General features: G+C 67.5%; 27 protein-coding genes and 1 tRNA gene. 11 read left to right on the top strand and 17 right to left on the bottom strand.

Annotation, left to right across the window (positions count from 1 at the left end; all coding sequences use genetic code 11):
• Positions 1-4: 4 nt before the first annotated feature.
• Both fer and LCF40_RS13195 read right to left on the bottom strand, forming a co-directional pair.
• Complete coding sequence (fer, locus tag LCF40_RS23440) at positions 5-652, bottom strand: ferredoxin Fer (protein WP_114577654.1); 648 nt, start codon at positions 650-652, stop codon at positions 5-7.
• Positions 653-715: 63 nt separating this feature from the next.
• On the bottom strand, positions 716-2965 hold the full coding sequence (locus LCF40_RS13195; RefSeq protein ID WP_224828782.1) for an NADP-dependent malic enzyme: 2250 nt from the start codon (positions 2963-2965) through the stop codon (positions 716-718).
• Positions 2966-3075: 110 nt separating this feature from the next.
• Between LCF40_RS13195 and LCF40_RS13190 the strand changes: the two genes are divergently transcribed.
• On the top strand, positions 3076-3543 hold the full coding sequence (locus LCF40_RS13190) for a phosphopantetheine adenylyltransferase (RefSeq protein WP_224828781.1): 468 nt from the start codon (positions 3076-3078) through the stop codon (positions 3541-3543).
• 58 nt (positions 3544-3601) lie between these two features.
• Here the strand turns inward: LCF40_RS13190 and LCF40_RS13185 are convergent, their stop codons facing one another.
• Positions 3602-3874 carry a hypothetical protein gene (locus LCF40_RS13185; protein ID WP_114577651.1) on the bottom strand — a complete coding sequence of 91 codons (273 nt, stop codon included), beginning with the start codon at positions 3872-3874 and terminating at the stop codon, positions 3602-3604.
• Positions 3875-3945: 71 nt separating this feature from the next.
• On the bottom strand, positions 3946-4254 hold the full coding sequence (locus tag LCF40_RS13180; protein WP_114577650.1) for a transcription initiation factor IIB family protein: 309 nt from the start codon (positions 4252-4254) through the stop codon (positions 3946-3948).
• Positions 4255-4468: 214 nt separating this feature from the next.
• Between LCF40_RS13180 and LCF40_RS13175 the strand changes: the two genes are divergently transcribed.
• The 3 genes from LCF40_RS13175 (at position 4469) to LCF40_RS13165 (ending at position 6794) form a co-directional block, all read left to right on the top strand.
• Complete coding sequence (locus tag LCF40_RS13175) at positions 4469-4639, top strand: hypothetical protein (RefSeq protein ID WP_198667917.1); 171 nt, start codon at positions 4469-4471, stop codon at positions 4637-4639.
• A 30-nt stretch (positions 4640-4669) separates the two neighbouring features.
• Positions 4670-5143, top strand: a complete 474-nt coding sequence (locus LCF40_RS13170) for a VOC family protein (RefSeq protein WP_224828780.1) — start codon at positions 4670-4672, stop codon at positions 5141-5143.
• Between the two features lie 127 nt (positions 5144-5270).
• On the top strand, positions 5271-6794 hold the full coding sequence (locus LCF40_RS13165) for a stage II sporulation protein M (RefSeq protein WP_224828779.1): 1524 nt from the start codon (positions 5271-5273) through the stop codon (positions 6792-6794).
• Between the two features lie 19 nt (positions 6795-6813).
• Here LCF40_RS13165 and LCF40_RS13160 read toward each other — a convergent pair whose 3' ends face one another.
• The 6 genes from LCF40_RS13160 to LCF40_RS13135 all read right to left on the bottom strand — a co-directional run bounded on the left by LCF40_RS13160 (position 6814) and on the right by LCF40_RS13135 (position 11491).
• Positions 6814-7032: a ribbon-helix-helix domain-containing protein gene (locus LCF40_RS13160; RefSeq protein WP_092903388.1), complete on the bottom strand. Its 219-nt coding sequence runs from the start codon at positions 7030-7032 to the stop codon at positions 6814-6816.
• Positions 7033-7090: 58 nt separating this feature from the next.
• The gene (locus tag LCF40_RS13155) at positions 7091-7384 is read right to left on the bottom strand and encodes a hypothetical protein (protein WP_114577647.1); all 294 of its coding nucleotides are present in this window, start codon (positions 7382-7384) and stop codon (positions 7091-7093) included.
• Positions 7385-7508: 124 nt separating this feature from the next.
• Complete coding sequence (locus LCF40_RS13150) at positions 7509-8651, bottom strand: asparagine synthase C-terminal domain-containing protein (RefSeq protein ID WP_224828778.1); 1143 nt, start codon at positions 8649-8651, stop codon at positions 7509-7511.
• Positions 8648-9334 (bottom strand): PHP domain-containing protein, encoded by a 687-nt coding sequence (locus tag LCF40_RS13145; protein ID WP_224828777.1) that lies wholly within the window; start codon positions 9332-9334, stop codon positions 8648-8650. The genes LCF40_RS13150 and LCF40_RS13145 overlap by 4 nt, the downstream gene beginning before the upstream one ends.
• 88 nt (positions 9335-9422) lie before the next feature.
• Entirely contained in the window at positions 9423-10493 is a 1071-nt protein-coding gene (locus tag LCF40_RS13140) for a methionine synthase (protein WP_114577644.1), read from the bottom strand.
• The gene (locus LCF40_RS13135) at positions 10490-11491 is read right to left on the bottom strand and encodes a 5-methyltetrahydropteroyltriglutamate--homocysteine methyltransferase (RefSeq protein WP_224828776.1); all 1002 of its coding nucleotides are present in this window, start codon (positions 11489-11491) and stop codon (positions 10490-10492) included. The genes LCF40_RS13140 and LCF40_RS13135 overlap by 4 nt, the downstream gene beginning before the upstream one ends.
• Before the next feature lie 142 nt (positions 11492-11633).
• Between LCF40_RS13135 and LCF40_RS13130 the strand changes: the two genes are divergently transcribed.
• A complete protein-coding gene (locus LCF40_RS13130; RefSeq protein WP_224828775.1) occupies positions 11634-12569 on the top strand; it encodes a metallophosphoesterase family protein in 936 nt (311 codons plus the stop codon).
• On the opposite strand, the gene LCF40_RS13125 is transcribed toward LCF40_RS13130, so the two are convergent.
• Both LCF40_RS13125 and LCF40_RS13120 read right to left on the bottom strand, forming a co-directional pair.
• Positions 12570-15218 carry a valine--tRNA ligase gene (locus tag LCF40_RS13125; RefSeq protein WP_380684026.1) on the bottom strand — a complete coding sequence of 883 codons (2649 nt, stop codon included), beginning with the start codon at positions 15216-15218 and terminating at the stop codon, positions 12570-12572.
• Positions 15219-15471: 253 nt separating this feature from the next.
• Entirely contained in the window at positions 15472-16098 is a 627-nt protein-coding gene (locus tag LCF40_RS13120) for a DUF8102 family protein (RefSeq protein WP_224828773.1), read from the bottom strand.
• Positions 16099-16221: 123 nt separating this feature from the next.
• Between LCF40_RS13120 and LCF40_RS13115 the strand changes: the two genes are divergently transcribed.
• Complete coding sequence (locus LCF40_RS13115; RefSeq protein WP_224828772.1) at positions 16222-18798, top strand: efflux RND transporter permease subunit; 2577 nt, start codon at positions 16222-16224, stop codon at positions 18796-18798.
• 32 nt (positions 18799-18830) lie between these two features.
• On the opposite strand, the gene LCF40_RS13110 is transcribed toward LCF40_RS13115, so the two are convergent.
• Positions 18831-19775, bottom strand: a complete 945-nt coding sequence (locus LCF40_RS13110; protein ID WP_114577639.1) for an HFX_2341 family transcriptional regulator — start codon at positions 19773-19775, stop codon at positions 18831-18833.
• A 31-nt stretch (positions 19776-19806) separates the two neighbouring features.
• Positions 19807-20277: a DUF5793 family protein gene (locus LCF40_RS13105; protein WP_114577638.1), complete on the bottom strand. Its 471-nt coding sequence runs from the start codon at positions 20275-20277 to the stop codon at positions 19807-19809.
• 97 nt (positions 20278-20374) lie between these two features.
• Here LCF40_RS13105 and LCF40_RS13100 point away from each other — a divergent pair, with 97 nt between their 5' ends.
• The 5 genes from LCF40_RS13100 to LCF40_RS13080 all read left to right on the top strand — a co-directional run bounded on the left by LCF40_RS13100 (position 20375) and on the right by LCF40_RS13080 (position 22956).
• A complete protein-coding gene (locus LCF40_RS13100; protein ID WP_224828771.1) occupies positions 20375-21046 on the top strand; it encodes a class I SAM-dependent methyltransferase in 672 nt (223 codons plus the stop codon).
• A gap of 51 nt (positions 21047-21097) precedes the next feature.
• Positions 21098-21168 (top strand) — tRNA-Gly (locus tag LCF40_RS13095).
• 168 nt (positions 21169-21336) lie between these two features.
• Complete coding sequence (locus tag LCF40_RS13090) at positions 21337-21738, top strand: CopG family transcriptional regulator (protein WP_114577636.1); 402 nt, start codon at positions 21337-21339, stop codon at positions 21736-21738.
• A gap of 70 nt (positions 21739-21808) precedes the next feature.
• On the top strand, positions 21809-22378 hold the full coding sequence (locus LCF40_RS13085) for a magnesium transporter (RefSeq protein WP_114577635.1): 570 nt from the start codon (positions 21809-21811) through the stop codon (positions 22376-22378).
• Positions 22378-22956 (top strand): magnesium transporter, encoded by a 579-nt coding sequence (locus LCF40_RS13080; RefSeq protein WP_114577634.1) that lies wholly within the window; start codon positions 22378-22380, stop codon positions 22954-22956. The genes LCF40_RS13085 and LCF40_RS13080 overlap by 1 nt, the downstream gene beginning before the upstream one ends.
• An 83-nt stretch (positions 22957-23039) precedes the next feature.
• Here the strand turns inward: LCF40_RS13080 and LCF40_RS13075 are convergent, their stop codons facing one another.
• From LCF40_RS13075 to LCF40_RS13065, 3 genes are all read right to left on the bottom strand, one after another.
• Entirely contained in the window at positions 23040-23771 is a 732-nt protein-coding gene (locus LCF40_RS13075) for a ferritin-like domain-containing protein (protein WP_224828770.1), read from the bottom strand.
• Positions 23772-23900: 129 nt separating this feature from the next.
• A complete protein-coding gene (locus tag LCF40_RS13070) occupies positions 23901-24206 on the bottom strand; it encodes a DUF8036 family membrane protein (protein WP_114577633.1) in 306 nt (101 codons plus the stop codon).
• Positions 24207-24255: 49 nt separating this feature from the next.
• Positions 24256-24537, bottom strand: a complete 282-nt coding sequence (locus LCF40_RS13065) for an ArsR/SmtB family transcription factor (RefSeq protein ID WP_114577632.1) — start codon at positions 24535-24537, stop codon at positions 24256-24258.
• Between the last annotated feature and the right edge of the window lie 75 nt (positions 24538-24612).

Genomic DNA, 24612 nt, shown 5'->3' with positions numbered 1-24612 from the left:
CGGATCAATCGACGGCCGCCCCCTCGAAGGGGCGGGGCGGCAAGCGGAGGTCGTCGAGTTCGGGCAGATGCTTAACGTTGTAGACGACCCGCATGTCCTCGGTGATCGGCTCGCCGACACACGAGAGCCGGATCCCCCGATCGGTCATCTCCTCGGGGAGGATGTGGTCGACGGGCGTCGTCATCTCGCCGTCGATCACCGCGACCGCACAGTTCGCACAGGCGCCACCCCGACAGGCATACGGCCAGGAAAAGCCACGGTCCTCGGCGGCTTCCAGCAGCGTTTCGTGGGGATCGGCGAGGAAGCGGCCGTAGTCGCCCGCGGGGAAGTCGGCCATCGAGGCCTTCTCGAAGAGGTCCGCGTCGGTAAGACCCCACCCCCGGTCGGCGAGGCGTTCGTAGTTCAGATACTCGATCCGGTACGTTTCCTCGTCGGGCTCGGCGGGATCGGGGTCGTCCTCGGAGGCGTAGTCCGCGGGATCGGCGAGCGCGTCGGCGGCGGCGGCCTCGTAGGCCGCCCTGACCCGCTGGAACTCATCGGCGCTGCCGCCGTGGTCGGGGTGGGCCTCCTTGACCCGCTCCCGGTAGGCCCGCTCTATTTCGGCGTCGTCGGCGTCGGGAGCGATTCGGAGGACGTCGAACGGGGACTCCACATCGTGTGTAGCGAGATGAACGCAATAAGTGCTCCGGGGGCGGCCGTCCCTCCCGGATCCTCCCTACTGGGCGTCGACGACGGCAACGCTCGCCAGGTTGACGATGTCCTTTACTTCGTCGCCGCGCTGGAGGACGTGAACCGGCCTGTCCATCCCGACGAGCATCGGGCCGATCGCCTCCGCACCGCCGAGACGCTGGAGGAGCTTGTAGCCGATGTTGCCCGCCTCCAAGTTGGGAAAGACGAGCACGTTCGCGGCCTCCTCGAGTTCGGAGAACTCGTACGTTCCATTGAGAATGTCCTCGACGACGGCGGTGTCGGCCTGCATCTCGCCGTCGACCGGGAAGTCGACCTCCGGGTCGTCCTGGAGGGCCTTCGCGGCCTTCCTGGGTTTGCGGGTGCCCTCGTTGTCGACGCTACCGAAGTCCGAGTACGAGAGGAGCGCGGCCCGTGGCTCGACGTTGAACCGGCGGGCGAGCTTCCCGGTTTGTTTGGTGACCTCCGTGAGGACGTCCTCGTCGGGGCTCTGGTTGACCGTCGCGTCGGCGACGAAGATCACCTGGTTCTTGAAGGTGAGCATGTAGACGCCGGCGGCGTAATCGACGTCGGGCGCCGTCCCGATCACCTGCAAGGGTGGCCGGAGCGCCGACGGATAGTGATGGGTCAGCCCCGTCAGCAGGGCGTCGGCGTCGCCCTGCTCGACCATCACGCTCCCGAAGTAGTTGGTGTCGCGGGCGACGAGCTCCTCGGCCTCGGAGCGGGTGATCCCCTTGCGGCGGCGGAGTTCGTAGAGTCGGTCCGTGTAGGCGTCGTACTCGCCGGTCGTCGGGTCGGCGACCGCGGGCTGGAAATCGAGCCCGAGGTTGGCGGCGGTCCGCTTGATCCCGTCTTCCTCGCCGATCAGTACCGGCTCGGCGATCCCCTGTTCTTCGAGCTGGTAGGCCGCCCGAATCATCTTCTCGTCGTCGCCCTCCGCGAGCGCGACCCGCTTTGGCTCGCTTTTCGCTTTGTTGAGGACGACCCGCATCATCTCCCGGGACTTCCCGAGGCGGGCCTCGAGCCGTTCTTCGTACTCGTCGGCCTCGAGGTCGGCGCGGGCGGCGCCGCTCTCGATGGCCGCCTCTGCGACCGCAGGGGCGACCTCGAACAGCACCCGGGGGTCGACGGGTTTCGGGATGATGTAGTCGGGGCCGTACTGGATCGGCTGGTCGCCGTAGGCTTTGACGACCGCGTCGGGGACGTCCCGGCGGGCGAGGTCGGCGAGTGCGCGTGCGGCGGCGACCTTCATCGCCTCGTTGATCTCGCTGGCTCGGACGTCGAGTGCGCCCCGGAAAATGAAGGGGAATCCGAGGACGTTGTTGACCTGGTTGGGGTAGTCCGAGCGGCCGGTGGCCATGATGACCGTGTCCTCGCGGGCGGCCTTGGCCTCCTCGTAGCCGATCTCGGGGTCGGGGTTGGCCATCGCGAAGACGATCGGGTCCTCGGCCATCGATCGGATCATCTCCTTGCTGACGATCCCGCCCACCGACAGCCCCACGAAGACGTCCGCTCCCCGCATCGCGTCCGCGAGATCTCCACCGGGAACGTCGCGGGCGAACTCCCGTTTGTACTCGTTGACGTCGCCCTGACGGGCGCGCTCCTCGGTGATGATCCCCGAGGAGTCGAGCATGAGGATGTTCTCGGGACGGGCGCCCAGCGAGACGTAAAAGCGCGCCGTCGCGAGCGCGCTCGCGCCCGCCCCCGAGAAGACGATCTCGAGATCTGCCAGGTCCTTGCCGGCGACGTCGGCGGCGTTTACGAGGGCGGCCCCGCTAATGATCGCGGTGCCGTGCTGGTCGTCGTGGAAGACGGGAATGTCCATCTCCTCGCGCAGGCGTTCCTCGATCGTGAAACACTCGGGGGCCTTGATGTCCTCGAGATTGATCCCGCCGAACGTCGGCTCCATCATCTTGACGGCGTCGGCGAACCGGTTGGGGTCGGCCTCGTCGAGTTCGATGTCGAAGACGTCGATGTCGGCGAACCGTTTGAACAGCACTCCCTTGCCCTCCATGACGGGCTTTCCGGCCTGGGCGCCGATGTCGCCCAGTCCCAGCACCGCCGAGCCGTTCGAGACCACGCCCACTAAATTCCCCTTCGCGGTGTAGCTGTAGGCTTCGGTTTCGTCCTCGTGGATCTCCATACAGGGCGCGGCGACGCCCGGCGAGTACGCAAGCGAGAGGTCCCGCTGGGTGTTCGTCGGTTTCGTCGTGGAAATCTCTAGCTTCCCTGGCGGTTCGGTTCGGTGGTAGTCGAGGGCGTCCTCGTCGAGTCCCATATTGGACCCACAGAACCGAGGTACAAAAATGATGTGAACGGGGTGTTCGACGATCGACGAAGTCAGTCGTCGGCCGACCCCTTTATAGGCTCGCCGCCAGTGGGAGGGGTATGAACGTCGCGCTCGGAGGGACGTTCGACCCCGTCCACGACGGCCACCGCCGGCTGTTCGAACGGGCGTTCGAACACGGGGACGTGACCGTCGGGCTGACCAGCGACGAGCTCGCCCCGAAGACCCGCCACGAGGACCGGGAGATCCGTCCCTACGACGAGCGCGAACGCGACCTCGCGGCCGAACTCGAGCCCCTCGCCCGCGAGCACGGCCGGGAGTTCGAGATCCGCCCGCTGGAGGAATCGACGGGGATCGCGACCGAACCCGCCTTCGACATGCTGATCGTCTCCCCCGAAACCGTCGATGGCGGCCTGCGGATCAACGACCTCCGGCGCGAGCGGGGCCACGACCCCCTCGAACTCCTCGTCGTCCCTCACGAACGCGCCGCCGACGGCGAGATCATCTCGAGCACCCGGATCGTCAACGGCGAGATCGACGAGCACGGCCGGGTACTGAACCGGCGGTAGCACGGCTCCCGATTCGATCCCGGTCCGGAGGAAACCCTCTCCCGGACACGACGGGACCCTACCAGGCTATCGAAAGTGCGACCAGAAACAGCGCCGTCACTAGGAGCGCGAACGCCCCCATGACGTAGGTGATCAGACTGTACTTCTCCGGGCTCTGCTCGCCCCGTTCCGACACGATCCTGTATCCCCCCGTTGCCACGATGATGAGACCGGTCGCGGCGTTTCCGATCGTGACGAGCCAGCGACCCGGGCTGAATAGCAGGAGATGCATCGCTACCAGCAACGCGCCGCTATAGACGAAACAGTACGAAACGAACCGGGCCGGGTGCATACGTGACTGTTGTTGGAAACCCGTCATACACCTGCCGGTCGGCGTGCCCGACACGACCCGGCAGCGAGGTCCTACCAGCCCGGCGCCTCCAGTCCCGCCCGTTCGACGACCGCCTTCCAGCGTTGCTGGATCGAGAGCCGGGAGACGTCAGCGGCGTCGGCGACCTCCCCCTGCGAGCGGCCGTCGCCTGCGATCAACCCGCCGGCGTAGAGGCTGGCCGCGGCGGCGACCCGCTTCGACCGGTCGGCCGCCGGCACGTCCGCGAGAAAGAGGTCCTCGGCACACGATATCGCCTCGGGGGAGAGGTCGAGGCCGTCGCCGATCCGTGCGATCTCGGCGAGCCAGCGCTCGTGTTCGACGCGTTCGCGCGCGCTATGCATTGAAACCCGGTACTCGCCCGAGGATCATAAGCCCACTCCCCGCGGCTCGTAACTGTCGGGAGCGCGTGACGGTCGTATCAACGACCGGATACTCGGTGCAACGATCGGCTACGGCCAATCGCCGCCTCCGGCGATCCGCTTCCGGACCGGACATAGTTGTATACGTGACACGTACTAATGGGGGCGCGAGCCGTCGTCCGTCCGACGCCCCACGATGACCCCACCGACGTGTAAACTCGTCTGTACCGGCTGTGGCCTCGAGATCGCCTACCGCGAGCGCGGCCTCGCCGAGCAGGCCGCCGAGCGCCACCAGCTCCGGGACGACGAACACGTCACCTTCATCGTCGCCCCGGACTGGTCGCCCGAGGAGCCGGTGACCCACTAGCATTTGGGAGCAAAGGCCGAAGCCGGAAGTATGACGGACGAGGACGACACCGGAAGCGCCGAGGACCGCGCCAGACTCGTCGGCATCAACCACACTGCCCTCGAGGTCGGCGACGTCGACGAAGCCATAGAGTTCTACGGCTCGATCTTCGAGTTCCCGCTTCGGGGGCGCTCGGAGACCGCCGTCTTCCTCGACATGGGCGATCAGTTCCTGGCGCTGATGGAGACCGACGGAGCGGACGGACGCGACGGCCATCGCCACGTCGGCCTCGTCGTAGACGACAGCAGGGCCGTCGAGGACCGCCTCGATGCGCTCGACGTCTCCCGGCTCGACACCGACGGGATCGACTTCCACGATCCCTGGGGCAACCGGATCCAGGTCGTCGTCTACGGGGAGATCCAGTTCACCAAGGCCGGGAGCGTCCTCGCGGGGATGGACCTCGCTCTCGAGAAGTCGGAGGCGGCCCTCGAGGAATTGGGGGCGAAAGGGATGGCTCCCGACTGATACGGTCGGAGACGAGTCAGTGCGCCGTCAATCGCCATACTGCGCCGCGATCGAACGGTCCACCGCCGTCCCCGACCGGGCGAAAGCGGTCGGTTCGTTTAACTGACCAGCGCCGCGATATTCCGCCATGCGCCTCTCCGAGTCGGTGACGGCGGCCGCTAGGACGCTCCGGAACCGCCCCACCGATCTCCTCCCGTTGTACGTTCTCAGCGCGGCGGTCCCGACGATCGGTCGGGTGGTGACCTTTCTCGGACTCGCCGTCGTATACCTCCGGCTCGCGGCCTCGGGGCGGCTCGCGACCGCCCGCGAGGACCTCGCCGCCCTCGAGTCCGAGCCCCCCGCGAACGATCCCGATGCGGTCGCCGAGTGGAGCGAAAACCTGTTCTCGGCGCTGGAGCCGCTTTTCACGCCGGGGACGACGGCCGTGCTCATCCTCGCCGTGCTCCTGACGGTCGCCGTGATCGTCGTGCTGTACGCGGGCGTGACCGCGGGCCGGCTCGCGGCCTGTCGCGCCCGGCTGCGGGGCGAGCGCGGGCTCGTCGCCGGGATCGCCGGCGTCCGTCGGTACTGGCTCTCGATCCTCGGGCTCTACCTGCTGGAGATCCTCGCCTGGATCGGCGTCACGATCGGGGTCGGGGTGCTCGCCTCGCTCGCCACCGGGGTCACCGTCGCGGGTGTCGGCGACCCGATCGTCGCGGCCTTCGTCGGTCTCCTGGGCGGGCTCCTGTGGCTGGTCGCCGTCCTCGTCGTCCGTGCGCTGTTCGCCTTTGCCCCCGTCGCAGTCGTCGTCGACGGCGTCGGCGCGTTCCGGTCGGTCCGACACGCGGCGGGGTTCGTCCGGCGCCGGCTCTCGGGGGCCGTCTTCTACTACGTCCTCGCGGTCGCCGCCGCCGTCGGCTCCGCGGTCGCCGCCGGCGTCCTCTCGCTGGTCTCGGTGACGGCGCTCGTCCCGCTCGTCGGGACCCTCCTCGTCTTCCCCGTCCTCGACCTCATCAAGACCGGGTTGTACGCCGACTACCGCGACCCCTTGGCGATTCCCGCGCCCGCAGAGCGCTCGCTCGCGAGCCAGTTCGCCGGCGGGCTCCGCCGGGGATGGGCCGAACTCGCGGCCTTCGTCCGCGGCCGTCCGGGACTCCATGCCCTCGCTGTCGCGACCGGGCTCGCCGGCTTCGGAATGGGATGGGTCGCCATCGCCCCCTTTGAGGGTACTCTCGAGGCCTCGATCGCGGCCCGCCTGGAGGGCCACCGGCCGCTCGGGGCCGCAGTCGAGTTCTTCGCGAACAACTGGACGGTCGCGCTGACGACCGCCTTCGGCGGCGTCGTCCTCGCGGTCCCCGCGGTCGTCTCGATCTGGTTCAACGGGCTGATGCTGGGAATCTACGGTCGCCTTGAGGCCGATCCCGCCGAGCTACTCGCGTTCGTCGCGCCCCACGGGGTCCTCGAGATCCCCGCGATCTTCGTCGCCGGCGCCCTCGGGATCCGTCTCGGGGTCGTCGGCTGGCGGGCCTGGCGGGGCGGACTCGGCCGGGACGGGCTGGCCGACGAACTCGAGGGCGCGTTCCGGGTGCTCGTCGGCGTCGGACTCCTGCTCGCGGTCGCCGGGCTGATCGAAGGGCTCGTCAGCCCGTACTACTATCGGGTCCTGTTCTGAGAGGACGAGTTTCGACCGGTCAGAAGACGTACTCGTCGTCGTGGCCCATCATCCCGTCGTCCTCGAGCCCGCCGCCGGTCTCATCCTCGTCCATCGGCCCGCTTGTCTTGTAGGCCTTGATACCGGTCGAGAGGAGATCCTCGATCGCCTCCTCGCGGTTGACGAACTCGCCGCGTTCGACCATCTGGGCGATCTGCATCTCGAGGTGCTCCGGTATCGTGATCTCTACTTTCGGCATCCGATTCGGCTTTCGGCGAGGGGGTATTTAAGACTGACGGGGCCCGTGATCGGCCGACTCAGCTCTTCATTACGCCCTCTATGGCGTCTTTGATCTTCGTTCCGGGGTTCGTGATCGCCTCGAGCTGGCGGCGCATCCGCCGCTGGTTCATGTAGCTCGCGAAGGCGAGGATCGTCGGCGGCCAGAGCCCGACGAACAGCCCCCGCTCGCGGTCGCCGCGAACGAAGAAGTAGTACCACGAGAGCCCGACCGATGCGACCGACGCGAGGAACGCGGGACCGACCATCTCCTCGCCGCCCATCTCTCTATACCTGGATTCGGATTCCTCCTGGAGCCGTTGTTTGCTCGCCATGCAGGGCGACCGACCACCGAATCGGACTTGGTTATAGTGGGCGTATCCGAACGCGGTTCCGGAGAGTCGACCGTTTCACCCGGTTTCGACCGCCCTCCCGTCCCCGGAACGTCGGCTTTCCTCGCTACTCGTCGGCCTCCGTCGCCCCGTCGTCGCGGAGTCGCGCCCGGACAAACGCCTCGACGTGGTTCCCGATCCGGCGCTTGTACCCCGCTCGTCGGGCGATCCGATCTAACTCCCGGTCGGCGTCGCTGCCGTACTGGAGGGCCTTCTTCGGCCTGTCGGCGACCTCCCCAGGAAGGTATCGGGAGGCGACCCGCCGGAAGGCGATCTTCCGTCGCCCGTCCCCCCCACCCTCGACCAGCAGTTCCGGGGGCAGTCGGAGGGCCGCCCCGATCACCCGATCGTGGAGGTAGGGGGCAACGGGGCGGACGCCGGCGGCCTCGACGGCGAGGACGTCCCGGGGAAGCTCGTCGGGAAGCCCCAGGACCTGCTCGCGGACGGCCCCTCGGACGGTCGTCGCCTCCACACGTCCATCGAGGGTCGCGACCTTCTCGTAGCCCCCGAACAGTTCGTCGGCGCCCTGGCCGAGAGCGAGCCGGTCGTGGCCCTCCTCTCGAGCGCGCTCTGCGGTCAGATAGAGGGGAAGGGCGATCCCGAGATCCATCGCGTTCGCCCGGTCGATGGCGGGGACGAGTTTCGGGAGCGCGCGCTCGACCGCTCCGTGTGTGAGTTCGACGACCGTCAGCTCCCCCTCGCGGCCCATCGCAGCGGCGGCCGAGCGCGCCGCCTCGATGTCGTGGCTCCCCGGAAAGCCGGCGACGTAGAGAGGGACGTCCAGGAAGGCGGCGAGCAGGGCCGAATCCACCCCGCCCGAGAACGCCACAGCAGTCCCCTCCGCTGGGACGTCCGCGACGCTTTCGGCGAGCGCACGATCGACGGCCTCGAGCGCCGGGTCGTGGTCGCTCTCGGGGTCGGGAACGGGAAGCTCCCATACCTGCTCCCGGCCCCCGTCGTCGTCGATCGTTCCGGCCGGAAAGAGGGTTGGGTCGTCGAGGTCGGCCGGCGAGAACGCCCAGTCCTCGCCGTCGGTGTAGAGGGGGCGCCGGCCGAGGACGTCCCTGACGAGACGGCCGTCGAACGATCCGGCGAAGCCGCCGGTGCCGGGAAGGGGGTCCGTCCGGTCGAGGGCCTCCCGGACGCTGTCAGGGCCGGGGATACGAGGAAGGACGCCGCCGCGAAGCTCCGTCGGTCCGCCCGCGGTCATCGCGAGAGCTCGGCCAGCCGGCTTCGCACCCGGCGTTTGACGCCGCCGGCGGCCTGCCGGAAGCTGATCCGCCAGGGCGTCCGTTTGCCCTCGACGGAGGTCTTCCCCTCGGCGATCGCCTCGAGGATCGCACCGCTCTCGCGGTCGTCGCTCCCGACGCGGGTCACCGCCTGGCCGACCATCTCGCTCACGTGGGCGTCGCTGCCGGCGGTCATCGGCAGGCCGTACTCGCGGGCGAAGCGTTCGGCCTGGCGGTTCGCCCGCCCGGTCAGCAGCCTGGAGTTGTAGACCTCGATCGCGTCCGCCTCCGCCAGCTCGTCGCGGGTGATCCGGGCCATCACGCCATGGCGTGACTCTTGGAAGGGATGGGGGACGACCGCGATCCCGCCGGCCTCGTGGATCCGCTCTACGGTCGTCGCATACGAGAGCCCCGGGGGGACCGGCTCCTCGATTCCGAGCCCGAGGACGTGGCCCGCCTTGCTCGAGATTTCCATCCCCGGGATCCCGACCAGCCCGTAGTCGGGCGCGCGGGCGGCGGCCTCGCGACTCGCCGCGATCTCGTCGTGGTCGGTGACGGCGATCGCGTCGAGCCCGACGGCTTCGGCCTGTTCGAGGATGAGCTTGACGGGATCCCGGCCGTCATAGGAGAGCGACGAGTGGACGTGGAGTTCGACCGACAACACGGTTCTTCCTCCCCTCGGTCCGGACCGGTCAAAAGCGCCTCGGTCCATCGCGGCCGGTCCCGTTGTCCGCGACCGCCGGCGGGACAGATCAGTCGTCGGCCGGCGTCGCCCGCTCGCCGAGATCGATCTCGCCCGCGTCGAGGTCTTCCTCGACGTTTCTGGCGGCTTCGACCATGTTCGCCATCTTCTCGTAGGCCACTTCTCGGGGGAGGAGCTTCACGCCACAGTCCGGCGAGATCACCAGCTGTTCGGGCGGGACGACCTCGAGACCCTTCCTGATGTTTGCCTCGATCTCCTCGACGGACTCGACCTCGGCGACGTGGGCGTCGGTGACGCCGAGCGCGAGGTCCTTCGTGAACTCGGGGTCTTTGAAGACGTCCAACTGCTCGTAGTCGCCGTTGGCGAGTTCGAGGTCGAACTCCTGGACGGGAAACTCGAGGATCTCGGGGTAGATCCGGGAGTAGTCGCCATAACAGACGTGCAGACCGACCCGAACGTCCTCGGGGAGGCCGTCGACGATCCGCTCGAGACACTCGCCGACGATGGCGTGGTCGTCGGGGGTCGTCGCGAGCGCGGGCTCGTCGATCTGGACGTAGCGCGCGCCGGCCTCGACCAACTTCTCGATCTCCTCGTTGACGAGGTCGGCCAGATCGTAGGCGAGGGCCTCCTCGTCGCTGTAGGCCTCGTTAAAGGACCAGTTCGCGAGCGTGTACGGGCCGGTAATGGGTACTTTCACCGGGCGGGTCGCGGCTCCGGCGGTGAACTCGTACTCGTCTACGAGCCAGGACTCGTCGTACTCGACTTCCGACACCACGCTCGGCTTGTCGAAGTAGTTGTGTCCCCAGACCTTCACGGGGCCGTTGAACTCGTAGCCCTCGATCCGGTGGGCGAAGAACTCGACCATCTCCGTCCGGCGCATCTCGCCGTCGACGACGACGTCCAGGCCCGCCCGCTCGTGTTCGGCCGTGATCAGGCGTGCGGCGTCGTCAGTGGCCTCGTTCCAGTCCTCGTCGTCGAACTCGTGGTCGTCGTCCTCGTAGAGTTCCTTCGCACGATTCAGCCACTTGGGCTTGGGATAGCTCCCGACGACCGTCGTAAGCAGGAAGTGGTCGTTCGGGTGATCCTCGGGTCGGAACTGGTCTCGGTTCTCGTTGGTCATGCGGCTTTCACCTCCGCGAGCTCCGCGGCCTCCCCGAGCGCCTCGAGTTTCGCCTCGAACTTCGCGTACGGCAGGTAGAACGTCTCCGTGTTCGTCGTGAGATAGACCGTCTCGAACGCCGAGACGGGGAGCTGGTCGTCGATCCACTCGACGCGCTCGCGGATCGTCTCGGGCTCCTCGACGAGCGTGTTCTGGCCGTCGGCGAGCCCGAGCGAGATCGAGCCGGGCGCGCCGTACTCCTGAAGGTTGTAGACGTTGTCCTCCCGGTCGGAGACGAAGTCGAAGCCGACGGCGTCGACGTCGGCATCGAGCAGGTGGGCGTAGACCTTCTCCTCTAGGGCGCCCCAGTAGGGCTGGACGACGACCTCCGAATCCGTCGCGCTGGCGACCTCGTCGATCGCCTCGCTGGCGCGCTCGTCCTCGCCGTCTTCCGGCGGGGACTCGACGAGCGAGGGCTCGAGCAGGAACAGCGTCTCGTGGTCGGGGAACGCCTCGGCCTCGCCCGCGAGGAAGTCGGCGATCGCGGCGAGGAACTCCGCCTCGTCGCCGTAGTGCTCGTCGGTCGCGAGGTCCGCGAGCGAGTACGGTCCCGGAAGCACCGCCTGGAGGCCCTCCTCGACGCGGTCGCTCGCGGCCTCGAGTTCGCTCGCGACGTCGCCCGAAAAGTCGAGATCGCCGGAGACGACGGGCTCGCGGTAGAAGTTGTTGTTGTCGTAGTAGCGGACGATCCCGCGGGTCTCGACTGCGTCGTGGACCGCGAGGGGATGGGCGAGCATGTCGTCCCACCGCAGTTGGCCTTCGGCGATCCGGTCGATGCCGGCCTCGCGCTGGCGGTCGATCACCTCGCCGCGGGCCTCCTCGTAGGCCGCGGCGATCTCACCGTCCTCGTCGCCGCCGATCAGGTCACCCTTCTGGTGGCCCTTCAGGTCCGAGAGATCCTCTTTCGCCCAGTCGGGGAGCGGGAACAACCCCGGCGTGGTCGAGACGTAGTCGGTCATCGCGGTCGAGTAGGCTATGCCGACGCTTAATATTTACCATGTCCGCGAATACGCCACGGTAATTACACACACGGGGAACGGTCGGCGTTCGGACGGGGACGGCCGGCAGTATTACGTTCCGGCGGCAGGTCGGTCTCCAGTAATGGGTTCCGGTCCCCTGCTCGGGCGGTTCGACCGTCCGACCGCCGACTCGAGAACGCGCATCGCCCTGCTTGCCGACCTCCACCTCTCGACGTCGGCGACCGGCACCTGGCGGGTCTCCCACCGGACCGCCGAGCGCCTCGAGCGCGCCGTCGAGTCGATAAACGGCGCCGACCTCGATGCCGTCGTCTTCGTCGGCGACCTCGTCCAGAGCGGGGCCCGCGAGGAGTACGAGGCCCTGGATCGCCTGCTCGCCGACATCGAGCCCCCCCTCCTCGCGGTCCCCGGCAACCACGACCTCTTTGCCGGGGAATCGGAGCCGAAGCTCTCGCTGGGCGAGTTCGAACGCCGGTACACGCCCGGATCGCTCCCCTTCCACGAGCGGATCGGCGGCGTCGATCTCGTCGGACTGAGCTCGAACGCCTCGACGCCCGGCTCGCTGACCGACTCCTATTCGGGCCGGCTCTCGGAATCGACCCTCGACTGGCTCGCCGATCGCCTCTCGGATATCGAGGATCCGCTCGTCGCCGTCCACCACAACCTCCCCGGGAGCCGGTCGTTTCTCTTCGAGGCCGCCGAGGCGTTCCCCGTCGATGCGGCCTCGCCGGTGTTCGAGAACGCCGACACGCTCGTCTCCGTCCTCCGGGACGCTCCAGGCGACCCGCTCGTCTGTACCGGCCACGTCCACTTTCCGTCCGTGACTCGGACCCGCGGCGTCCGGGAGTTTACCCTGCCCGCGCTCGGGCCCTACCCCGCTTCCTACACCGTCCTCGAGATCGACCCCTCTGGAACGACCGCCCGGCTGGTGCCGGTCGCTGATCACGGCCGCCGGCTTGAGGCCTTGGAGAGCGGCCTGGAGAACGCGCGGGTGTTGCTCGCGGCCGCCCAACTCGCCGGACTCCCCCTCACGGACGGCTGTCGCGGTGACGGCCCGTAGCTACTCCGAGACGACGACGACCGCCGACTCGGTCTCGACCATCTCGCCGTCGCCCGAGTAGGTCCGCTCGCGTTCGACCTCGAACAGTTCGGAACCGAGTTCCTCGCCGGCGACCCGGAGGGTCCCATCGCGAACCTCGTACTCCCCGCTCTCGATCCCGGCGTCGATCTCGCCGACCTTCGAGCCGTACTCGGGGCCGACCTTCGAGTAGTCGAGGTCGATCGCGGCGACCTCGGTCGTGATCTCCGGTGGATCCTCGAGCGCCTCGAGTTCGCTAACGTGCATCACGTCCCGGATCACGCCCTCGAAGCCTTCGATCGGGCCGTAGACCGCGACCCGTTCGAGGTCGGCGTTCAGTGGAAGCTGGCGCTCGGACTTGTAGCGCCGGAGCGCGGAGACGACCTCCATCGCCGTCTCGCCGGCCGCGAGATCCGCGTCGTATCCCTGGGGGCTGGGCCACTTTCCGGTGTGGAGGCTGGTCTCCGCGAGCTCGCCCTCGGAGGCGTACAGCGCCTGCCAGATCTCCTCGGTGACGTGGGGGAGGAAGGGCGCCCACAGCGTCAGGAACGTGCGGTGGGCTCGCCGGAGCGCGTAGCCCGTCGAGGCACTGTCCTCGCGCGTTTTGGCGATCTCGAGGTAGTCGTCACAGAACGTGTTCCAGAAGAACGTTCTGAGACGGTTTCGGGCCTTCGCGAACTCGTAGCTCTCGAGGTGGTCGGTCAGGTCCGCGACGGCGGCGTCGAGTTCGGCCAGTAGCCAGCGGTCGATCGCCTCCAGTTCCTCGGGCTCGTCGGGATCGGCGGGCGCTAAGTCGTCGACCAGTTTCGAGGCGTTCCAGAGCTTCCGAATGAGCTTCTCGCCGGCGACGATGTCCTGGTCCTGGTAGGGGAAGTCGTCGCCGACGGCGGCGCTCGCCGCCCAGAAGCGGATCGCGTCGATGGGGTACTCGTCCATGACCTCGGCGGGATCGACGACGTTGCCCTCCGACTTCGACATCTTCTCTCGATTCTCGTCTAAGACGTGGCCGTTGATCATCGTCGCGTCGAAGGGGACCTCCCCGGTGTGTTCGTAGCACTTGACGATGGTGTGAAAGAGCCAGAACGAAATGATGTCGTGGCCCTGCGGACGGAGATCGAACGGGTAGAGTTCAGGATGCTCCATTCGGAACTCTCCACTCTCCTCGTCCCAGTCCCAGCCCGCGTTGATCAGCGGCGTCAGCGAGGAGGTCGCCCAAGTGTCGAAGACGTCCTCCTCGGGCTCGAAGCTCTCGCCCCCGCACTTCGGACAGGCATCGACGGGCGGCTCGTCCGAGAGCGGATCGACCGGGAGGTCCTCGCGCTCGGCCATCACCGGATGGTCGCAGTCGGTACAGTACCACACCGGGAACGGAATCCCCGAGTCGCGCTGGCGCGAGATCAGCCAGTCCCACTCGAGGCCCTCGATCCAGTGGCGGTACCGAGAGAACATCTTCTCGGGGTACCACTCCATTTCGGCACCTGCATCGAGGTACTCCTGCTTGTGATCGAGGATCTCGATGTACCACTGCTTCGAGACGCGGTACTCGACGGGTGTGTCACACCGTTCGTGGACGCCGACCGCGTGGACGATCTCGCGGCGGTCGCGGAGGTGGCCCTCGCTCTCGAGGTCCTCGACGATCTCCGTTCTCGCCTCCGCCGTACTCAGACCCTCGTAGTCGCCCGCGAGGTCGGTCATCGTCGCGGTCTCGTCGATCGCCACCCGCAAGGGGAGGTCGTGAGCATGGTACCACTCGATGTCGTTTCGGTCCCCGAACGTACAGCACATCACGACGCCCGACCCTTTCTCCGTGTCCACGCGGTCATCGGCGATGATCGGGACCTCGTGGCCGAAGATCGGGACCCGTGCGGTTTCGCCGATGAGATCCTGGTTTGCGTCGTCGTCGGGGTGGATGAAAACCGAGACGCAGGCCGGAATCAGCTCCGGTCGGGTCGTCGAGATGACGAACTCCTCGCGGGGCGCGTTTCCCGTGAGTTCGAACGCAATGTCGTTGAAATGGGCGTCGCGCTCGTCGTCCTCGGTCTCGACCTGGGAGATCGCCGTCTCGCACTCTGGACACCAGATCGCAGGCGCGTTCTTTCGGTACTCCCGGCCCTTCTCGTAGAGGTCCAGAAAGGAGAGCTGTGAGATCCGCTGGACGCGGGGCTCGATCGTCTTGTAGGTGTGGCTCCAGTCGATCGAGGTCCCCAGTCCCTGCATCTGCTCGGTGAACTCCGCTTCGTACTCGGCGCAGACCTCCCGGCAGAGCCGCTGGAACTCCCGGCGTTCGTACTCCTGGTGGCGGATATCGAGGTCCTCCTCGGTCAGCCGCTCGGAGGCGATCCCGTTGTCGTCGTAGCCGAACGGAAAGAGGACCTCGCCGTTTGCCATCCGCTGGAATCGGGCGGCGAAGTCCTGGAGCGTGTGACCGTAGAGGTGGCCCATGTGCAGGCTCCCCGAGACCGTCGGTGGCGGGGTGTCGATCGCGTACGCCGTGTTCGGGTCGGCTGCGCCCTCGTAGGCGTACGTCTCGGCTTCGACCCACCGCTCTTGCCACTTCGCCTCGACTTCGGTCGGGTTGTACTCGCCCTCGAGAGCGGCTTCGCGAGCGTCCTCGTGTTCGGGGTCGTCCATGCTCATGCTCTCACCGCCCGCGGCGGGCGTCGGTTCTGTCGTGTCGTCGGGAACGGTTTCTCGTACATCGGTGATACTGGTCGTTGTGTGGCTGGTTCCGGTCGGCGACAATACATCCGTCGAATCGCGGTGAAGAGGTGGGGCTACGGGGCCCCTACGAAGACGGTGGTGTGACCGTTCGCGCCGATCGCGACGGGCTCGTCCATACTCCTACTGGGCGGACCGCCGTGTTAGCTTTTTCGCGTCGCCGCCGTCACCGCCCCAGGACGGCCCGCGAGTCGCTCACCCGCTCGAGGTCGGCCTCGAGGTACTCCGCGAGCCGGGCGAGGAACTGGTCGTCGACCCCCTCGGTGCCGACGAGCGTGATCTCGTCGTGGTCCGCGGGGTCGTACTCTCCCTGCATGACCAGCGAGAACAGCGCGCCGGGGGTGACGGGCTCGCCGGCCTGGAGACTGGCAGCGACCTCCCGGATGTTTTCTTTGACGCTGGTTTCGACCGAAAACGTGACCTCGACGTCGGCGGTGGCGTCGAACCGTTTGGCGGCGTAGGCCTCCTCGGAGTTTCTGACCGCGGGGACGAGCACGTCCTCGAAGTCGAGGCCCTGCTCTTTGGTGCCGACGTAGGTGAACGCGACCATCGCCCGCAGTCCGTCCAGCAGTTCGGGGTCGGTCGCGACCTCGTCGAACACCTGCCGGCGGTCCTTCGCGGGCAGGGTATGGAGGAGGAGGTCGAAGTCGAGGATCGCGTCCCGTATCCGCCGGCGGATCCGCGCCTCGGCGTTGCGCGCCGACTGGTCGTGGCTCATCTCCCGTTCGCCGAGCAGGTAGGCACGATCGGCGGGACTCAGAATGCCGCGATCGCGCGAGGTATCGGTATTCATAATCGGGTATGGATTATACAAAATCCAGTTTCATCCGAACGGCTATGAAGGCTCGGATCCGAGGCAGGGTATGAGTCGGAGGGACGTCGGACGCAGAGTGGAGAGAGCCGGGAGGCGGCGATCGTGAGGGGGAACCTCGCCGATCGCTATGCAGGGCTCGTCGTCGGCCACAGCAAACTCGTCGTCCTCGCCCTTCTCCTCGTCACCCTCGCCGTCGCCGCGGGAGCGGTCGTCGGCGACAGCGAGGAGGGCGGCATCGGCCAGTTCGACGTCGATTCCGAGGAGACCCGGGCCGTCGAGGAGATCGAGGAGCGATACGGCACCGACGACACGGTCGTCGCACAGATCGTCGTCCGCGACGAGGACGGCGACGTCCTCACCCGCGAGTCACTGCTCGACTCCTTACGTCTCCAGGAGGAGGCACGGGCCAACGAGTCGATCAACGGGACGCTGACCGACGAGGGGTTCGTCGGTCTCGAGAACGTCGTCGCGACGGGCGCGGTCTTCGAGGACCGTGCCGCCGAGAGCGAGGGTCCGCCCGACGCGAGCCAGCCCGATCTCGCCGAGCAAGTCGAGGCCATCGAGGACCGCTCCGAGGAGGAGGTCGAGGCGCTCCTCGCCGACGTGCTCGACCCCGACGCTGACGTCCAGGGCGATCCCTACGAGTTCCTGCCGGCCGACTACGAACCCGGCACCACCGACGCCGATGCCCGGATCACGTTCGTCTTTCAGGAAAACGACGGCAGCCCCGACGAGGACCCCGGACTCGCGTACGACGCCCAGGTCGAGATCGAGTCGCTGGTCGAAGAACGGTTCGAGGACGCCTTCGTCTTCGGGCAAGGGATCACCGACGCGGCGAGTTCGAGTGCCGTCGGCGACAGCTTCGCGATCATCACGCCCGTCGCGTTCGTCCTCGTCCTCTCGATCCTCGCGATCACCTACCGAGACGTCGCCGACGTGCTGATCGCCTTCCTCGGGATCGCACTCGTGCTCGCCTGGCTCGCGGGCATCCAGGGCTGGCTCGAGGTGCCGTCGAGCCAGCTTCTGATCGCGGTTCCGTTCCTGTTGATCGGGCTCGCGATCGACTACTCGTTGCACGTCGTGATGCGCTACCGGGAGGCCAGACGGGGGATGCTCGACGGGGGATCGGGACGGGAGACGGGCGACCCCGGATCGATCGGCGCCGCGAGGGGCATGGTCCTCGGACTCGGGGGCGTCACCCTCGCGCTCGCCGCCGCGACGTTCTCGACGGCCGTCGGCTTCCTCTCGAACTACGTCAGCCCGCTGCCGGCGATCCAGGACTTCGCCGTCCTCTCTGCGGGTGGGATCCTCGCGACGTTCGTCGTCTTCGGCGTGTTCGTCCCCGCACTGAAAGTCGAGGTCGATTCGGTCCTCGAGGGACGCTTCGGCCGCGACCGCGCGAAACCGCCGTTCGGTGTCGGGGGCGGCCTCGTCGGCCGGGCGCTGTCGGGCGTCGTCGCGGGCGTCCGCCGGGCACCACTCGCAGTCGTTTTAGTGGCGCTCCTGCTCGCTGCCGGCGGCGCCTACGGCGCGACGGGCATCGACACGGAGTTCAACCAGGCCGACTTCCTCCCGGAGGACGCCCCCAAGTGGGCCAAATCCCTGCCGGGACCGCTCGCGCCCGACACCTACACCATCAGTGACGACGCCGAATACCTGGGCGACAACTTCCGCGAGCGCGGGGAGGGAAGCCAGTCACAGGTACTGATACGCGGGGACGTCACCGACCCCGCCGCGCTCGCCGCGATCGACGACGCGACGGCCGCCGCGGAGGGCGAGACGATCGCCCTCCGGGCCGACGGCACTCCCGCGATCGAGAGCCCGGCGAGGGTCGTCCGGGGAATCGCAGGCGACAACGAGTCGGTCGCTGCTGCCCTTGACGAACGCGACGCGGACGGCGACGGCCTCCCCGACGAGGACGTCGCGGGGCTCTACGACGTCCTCTTCGAGGTCGATGCCGACCGGGCTTCGACCGTCATCGAGCGAACGGACGGCGGCGGCTACGAATCGGCTCGCCTGCTGGTCTCCGTTCGGGGCGACGCGCCCGCCCAGGCCGTCGCCGAGGACACCCGCGCGCTCGCTGCAGCGATCGAATCGGACGCGCCGGTGACGGCGACGGCCGCCGGCGGTCCCGTGACGACCGCGGTGATTCAGGACGCCCTGCTGGAAACGCTCGTCCAGGCGTTCGCGGTGACGCTGGTCGTCATCCTCGCCTTCCTCACGGTCCTCTACTGGGTTCGCCACCGCACGCTCACCCTGGGAGCGATCACGCTCGCGCCGGTCGTCGCCGCCCTCGCCTGGCTGCTCGGGGCGATGGCGCTCCTCGAGCTCCCCTTCAACAGCGAGACCGCCGTCATCACGAGCCTCGCGATCGGGCTCGGAGTGGATTACAGCATCCACGTCGGCGAGCGGTTCGTCTCGGAACGGGAGGATCGTGACTCGCTCGAGGACGCACTCGCCGCGACGATCACCGGAACCGGCGGCGCCCTACTGGGAAGTGCGCTCACGACCGCAGCGGGCTTCGGCGTGCTGGCGCTGGCGCTCGCGCCGCCGCTCCAGCGCTTCGGGCTCGTCACGGGACTGAGCATCGTCTTCGCGTTCGTCGCCTGTCTGACCGTTCTGCCCTGCCTGCTGGTCGTCCGCGAGCGGGTTCTGGTGCGGATGAGGTCGGGAGAATAGCGCTGGTTTCGGGAACCGGTCGGTCGGGCGAGTCAGTCGCGCTCGCTTTCGGGAGCCGACTCGGAGTCGGAGTGCGCCCGCACCCATAGCTCGCCGATCCGCGAGAGGCGGGTCCGGTAGGACTTTCCGTGTTCCTCGCGCTCGATGTAGCCCTTCCCCCCGGGGCCCAGGCGATCCACGTTGTAGATCACCTTCGAGCGGAAGCTGTCGGTGTACTCCTCGTTCAACTCCCGGGCGAGCGCTTCGGCGAGTTCCGACACCGAGTCGAACTCGCCGTCCTCGCCCAGCTTGTAGAGGATGAACTCCTCGAACGGTTTGACGTTCGAGAAGGAGGCGACCGGCAGCTCGACGATGTGGCTCCCGTCGATCTCCTTGGCGCCGATCGTCGTCCCGCGCTCGTCGAACTCCGCGAGCAGGTCTCGCGCGCTCTCGAGTCGGTCTTCGACCCGGCCGTTGCCGACGGCGGGGTCGTCGCCCGTATCGCCCGTGTCGTCCTCCGCGAGGAGTTCCTCTAGGAGGGCCGCCTGGGTGCGTAGCTCCTCGGCGAGTTCGGTCTCCAGATACTTCTCGGGGGCGGTGTAGTAGGTGTGGATCGCCTCGCGCTCGTCCTCGCGTTCGACCATCAGGGAGTTCGCGGCGGTCGCGAAGGCGAAGCTCACCGTCCGGGGCATCGCGGCGACGTTGACCCAGACCTCGTTGCCCCGGTCGAGTTCGGCGGTGATGAGCCCGTAGGCCTGCTCGAAGGCGTCGTCGTAGTCGTAGACGTCCTCCAGGACGAACCGTTCGGTGGTCGCGCCGAGCAGGTTCTCGAAGTCGTTCTCGAGCTTTCGAGAGAGATGCCTCGAGTACTCGACGTTTGCCTCGCTGCCGACGGCGCCCTCTAAGAGAATAACGCGATCGACGTCTGCCTGATCGCGAACCAGGGGCGCGATCAGCCGGTCGTAGTCGAAGCCGACCGGGACGATGTGGGTGTGCATACCCGAAGGTGGGTCGGCCGAGTGATAAGCCCTAGAGTTCGACACCGCTGGGGATGAGGCTGTGCTGGCGCAACAAATTCCCCTCGTCGTCGTAGACGAGGAAGGTCCGTTTGTCGTAGGTGGCGAACGCCTCGCCGTCGGCGGCGATCTCGACGACGTACCGGCCGTCGTCGTCGGTCGCCGTCTCGCCGTAGCCCCGGGCCGCACGGATAAAGGAAAGGACGTCCTCGGCCTCCTCGTTGAGTTCGAGGACGAAGTCACCGGTGACGCGGTTGGTGACGCTGACGACGCCGGTCGTCTCCGTGCCAAGCGAGCCCTGGAGTCGAAGCGAGACGTCGGTCTGACCGGCCTCCAGGGGTTCGCCGTCGGCTCCGGTGAGGCGCTCGCGAAGCATCGACTCCGGACCGGTGAAATCGATCGATACGGTCGGTTTTCGGGGTTCGCCGCCGGCGTCGATCCAGCCGACGTTGCTGACCTCAAGCGTGAAGTGCTCGCGCCTCATTACCTGTCTCCCAGTTAGGCCTCCCACGGTATGAACGTAACGCCCGCCATCGCCGGCGGGCGGGAATCCTTTAGGACGTCGCTCTCCTGGATCGACCATGAACGAGGGGCGCGACGACGTCCGTGCGACCTACGACCGGATCGCGACCCACTTCGCCGCGACGCGCGAACACCCCTGGCCCGAAGTCGAGACGTTCGTCGCCGACGCCGACCCCGCCGGAGCCGGCCTCGATCTCGGCTGTGGCAACTGCCGCCACGCCGAACTCCTTGCCGAGCGGGCCGACCGCGTCCTCGCCGTCGACCTCAGCCGCGGGCTGCTCGAGACCGGCCGCGACCGGGCCGGCGAGCGCGGGTTCGGTATCGACCCGATCCAGGCCGACGCGAGCGCCCTCCCGATCGCCTCGAGAGCAGTGAACCTCGCTACCTACGTTGCGACCCTCCACCATCTGCCGAGCCGGGCAGCCAGGATCGGGAGTTTGGACGAACTCGCGCGGGCCCTCGCCCCCGGTGGCCGGGCCCTGGTGAGCGTCTGGGCGACGACCCACGACAAGTTCGCGAACGAGAGGGGAGACGAAGCCGGCGAGGAAGGGTTCGACACGACCGTCGACTGGACGCTCCCCGATGGCACCGTCGTCGGTCGGTTCTACCACATCTACGCGCCCGCGGAGTTCGAAGCGGATCTCGCGGAGAGTAGCCTCGCCGTCGAGGAGGTCTGGACCGCGAAGGGGAACTGTTATGCGGTCGTCACACCGGAACAGAAACGCCCTTAAGCGAACGACGAAAAGGGATGGCTGTTCCGTGGCGGGCGACCGCGACGGCGCGCGCCGGTGGTCTAGTGGTAGGACCTGAGCCTTCCAAGCTCATGGCCCGGGTTCAAATCCCGGCCGGCGCACTGTTGTGGCGAAACCGGTGAGTGATCCGATGTTCGTCTCTCCGATGGGTCGCCGCCGAGAACGGGATCCGCCGACGGACCCGACTCCGTCACGAACCGTACGTCAGACGTTTCTCCCCGCGACGAGATGCCGAAACAATCATTATCTCGGCCCGAGATAGTGAGGGTATGGCGAAGGATACCGTCAGATATCCCGACGCGGTCGTCGACCGGATCGACGGCCTCGTCGAAGACGGTATGTTCGAGAGCAAGTCGGAGTTCTACCGGTTCTCCGCGGAGTACGTCCTGACCCTCATCGATTCCGATCACGAGCCCGAGACGTTCAACTACGACGAGATCAAGTCCGAACTCGACATCGACAGCGCCGACCCCGAAGTCGCGTTCGGTACCGACGGCGGCACCTTCTTTCTCGACGCCGTCATTACCGTCCGGAAACACGGCCTCCGGAGCGACTACGAGGCCGCCGAGCGCTTCATCGATACCCACTACGACCCGACCGACCAGGAGTGTATCATCCTGGAGGAACTGCTCGGCTCCTACCGCGAGAGCCCGGGGTCGGGCCCGATCTGAGACTGCTCCCCGTACCCGTTCTCCGCAGGGGTCCCGCCAGATTTAACACCGGAGTCGGGAAGCAAGCGGTATGGACGCCCGGACGGAGCTCTGGTCGATCTACCGCGAGGCGCTCCCGGTCCTGCTGGTCGCGCTCTGTGGCGGGCTCTTCTCGGGCGTGGTCCTAGAGGAAGTCGTCGAGAGCGTCGCGCGGTTTCCCGGACTCCTCGTGATGGTGCCCGTCTTCCTGGCCACCAGGGGGAACGTCTACGGCGCCCTCGGCGGACGGATCTCCAGCGGACTCCACCAGGGCCTGATCGAGCCGCGGTTCGCCTGGGACGAGCGGCTGGTCAACGCGGTCGTCGCCTCCTTCGTCAACGCCGTCGGGATCTCGGTCGTCATCGCCGTGCTCACCCGGATCGCGCTCTTCGTACTGGGCTGGGAGTCGGCGGCCCTCGCCGAGTTCGTCGCCATCATGCTTCTCTCGGGGGTATTGACCTCGGTCGTGCTGATCGGCGGACTCCTGGCGCTGATCTTCGTGGGCTACGAACGCGGCTACGACCCCGACAACCTCGTGGGGCCGATCGTCACCACCCTGGGTGACGTGTTCGGGATGGTCTTCCTGCTGTTGTCGGTCCTGATCGTCGAGGTGATCGCCTGATGGCCGTCCCGAAGGGGGCGCTGGGAAGCTGGGACGCCCGACACATCGTCCGAACCATGTTCCCGTTGCTCGTCGTGCTCTCGACCGTCGTCCTCGCCGCGGGGATCACCCTGGAGGACGCCGAGGCGCTACTCGCGGAGTACGGCATCCTCGCGGTGATGGTGCCGACGATGATCGGGACGGGGGGCAACCTGGGGGCGATCCTCTCGGCGCGACTCACGACCCGCTTTCACCTGGGGACGACCGAGATCTCTCCCACCGACCGGGTTCTGTGGGCCAACGTCGGTGCGATCCTCGCGCTCGCGGCGACGGTCTTTACGGCGCTGGCGGTCGGCGCCTACGCCGTCGGCGCCGCCTTCGGCTTCGGACTGCCCCTCCCGACCCTGCTCGTCATCTCGCTCGCCAGCGGGATGTCGGTCGCCGTCATCGCCATCGTCTTCAGTCTGGCGACGACCTACGCCTCCTACCGCCTCGGGATCGACCCCGACGACACCACGATCCCGATCGTCACGAACGTCGTCGACGTCTGCGGGATGCTCGTCTTCCTCGGCGTCTCGGGGATCGTCCTCGGTGCATGATTGAGGGGTGCCACGGCAGCTAGAGAACGGGACCGCTCGAACCGGGCAGGGCGCCAGCGGGGGTGAAAACGGCTCGACGAGGGTTATTCGACGATGAAGGGACCGGCGCGTTCGAGGACCTCGTCCATCGTCAGCGGCTGGTCGACGGCCTCGGGGAACCCGCTCTCGCCGTTGAGCACGTTCAGGAACGAGCTGTGGCGGGCCTCGACGCTGTGGATGCCCAGCGCGGAGGGGATCAACTCGGCGTTCTCGATCAGCGGGGCCGCGCCGGCGTAGGCGGCGACGCCGGTGGTCTCGAGGGTCGCGGCGGTCGCGAGGAACTCCACGGGGTCCTCGGTCGCCGTCCCGAAGTCGAACTCGGGTTCGGCGACCGGCTCGCCGCCCAGTCCCTCGATCGCGTCCCCGAGGGCCTCGACGTGGGCCTCCTCGTGGGCCTGGATGACCCGGAGCTCCCCGTAGGCGTCGTCCTGGATCGGGCCGCCGATCATCCGGAGGGGCTCCGAACAGTGGAGGTCGTGCTCGCCGATCGTATCGAGGCCCTCCCGGTAGAAGCGGGCCTCGAGGAACTCGAGCGTTCGCGCGAAGTTCAGGATGTCGGCGTCGGAGGGGCCGTCGTCGGTCCCCTCGCTTCCGTCGTGGCCGTCCATGGAGGTCAGGGTGGTCGCCGATGCCGGCGCCGTCGCGGCGAGTGCGCCCGCGCCGAGCAGCGCCGACGTGCCGAGGAAGCGCCGCCGCGAGGAGCTGTTGAACCGTGACTGTGCTGTGTCGTCGTCCGTGGATCTCTCGTCGGTCATGGTGGTGCGCTCGAAGCGCATCAGAACGGACCCCCGAAACACGTATGAAGATTTACCGAACTCTCACCCAATTTGGGCCCACAACGGGCGAACCCTCCCTACACGCACCATCGACGGCGAGAGACGAACGGGGGATCGAGACGTCCGTGATTACTCCCAGGTGACCCACAGCAGGAAGGCGAGCGCGGCCGTCTCGAGGACGTGGAGGATCAACATCGCGCGCCAGGCGATGACCGGGACGCCGGTGGCGAACCAGGCAGAGAGGTCCTCATGGATGAGGTAGTAGTAGAACGCGAGGGCGTTCTCGGCGAGCAGGAGGAGCGCGAAGATCAGCAGCCCCATGACGTGTTTCGAGCGGATCCGGAGGTAGTTTCGCGCCCAGATGTAACTCAGCGCGAGGAGGATGAGGACGTTGACGGCCGTCGAGAGCCGTGCCGCGTCTATCCAGATCGACATCCAACCCCTCCTTGCAATCCCGTGGGGATATACGCTGTCCCAAATCCGTTCATAGTTCGTCCATTGACTCCATGATCTCCTCGACGGTGTCCCAGTTGTGGTTCGCCCGCTCGGTCGGGAGGTAGACGGCGCCGTAGTCGTCGCCGCTCGTCCGCAGGATCCCGTTCTCGACGAGCACGTCCAGGTGGTGGCGGACCGTCTTGTAATCGAGCTCGAGGGCCTCGGCGAGCTGGTTCGCGTTCCGTGGCTTCGCGTCGAGCGCATCGAGGATCCGGAGGCGGTTGGGCCCGCCCCGCGTCCCCGTGAGCACGTACCACAGAACGGCCTCCATCGTGTCGGTGTTCGCACGGAGGGTTATAAACGTCCCAGAACCAGCAACGGGACGTCCCGCTTGCCGCGGCGAACT

Origin of the sequence: Saliphagus infecundisoli, from assembly GCF_020177375.1 — an archaeon.
Classification (GTDB): Archaea; Halobacteriota; Halobacteria; order Halobacteriales; family Natrialbaceae; genus Saliphagus; species Saliphagus infecundisoli.
This window is presented reverse-complemented; position numbering and strand designations above follow the sequence as displayed.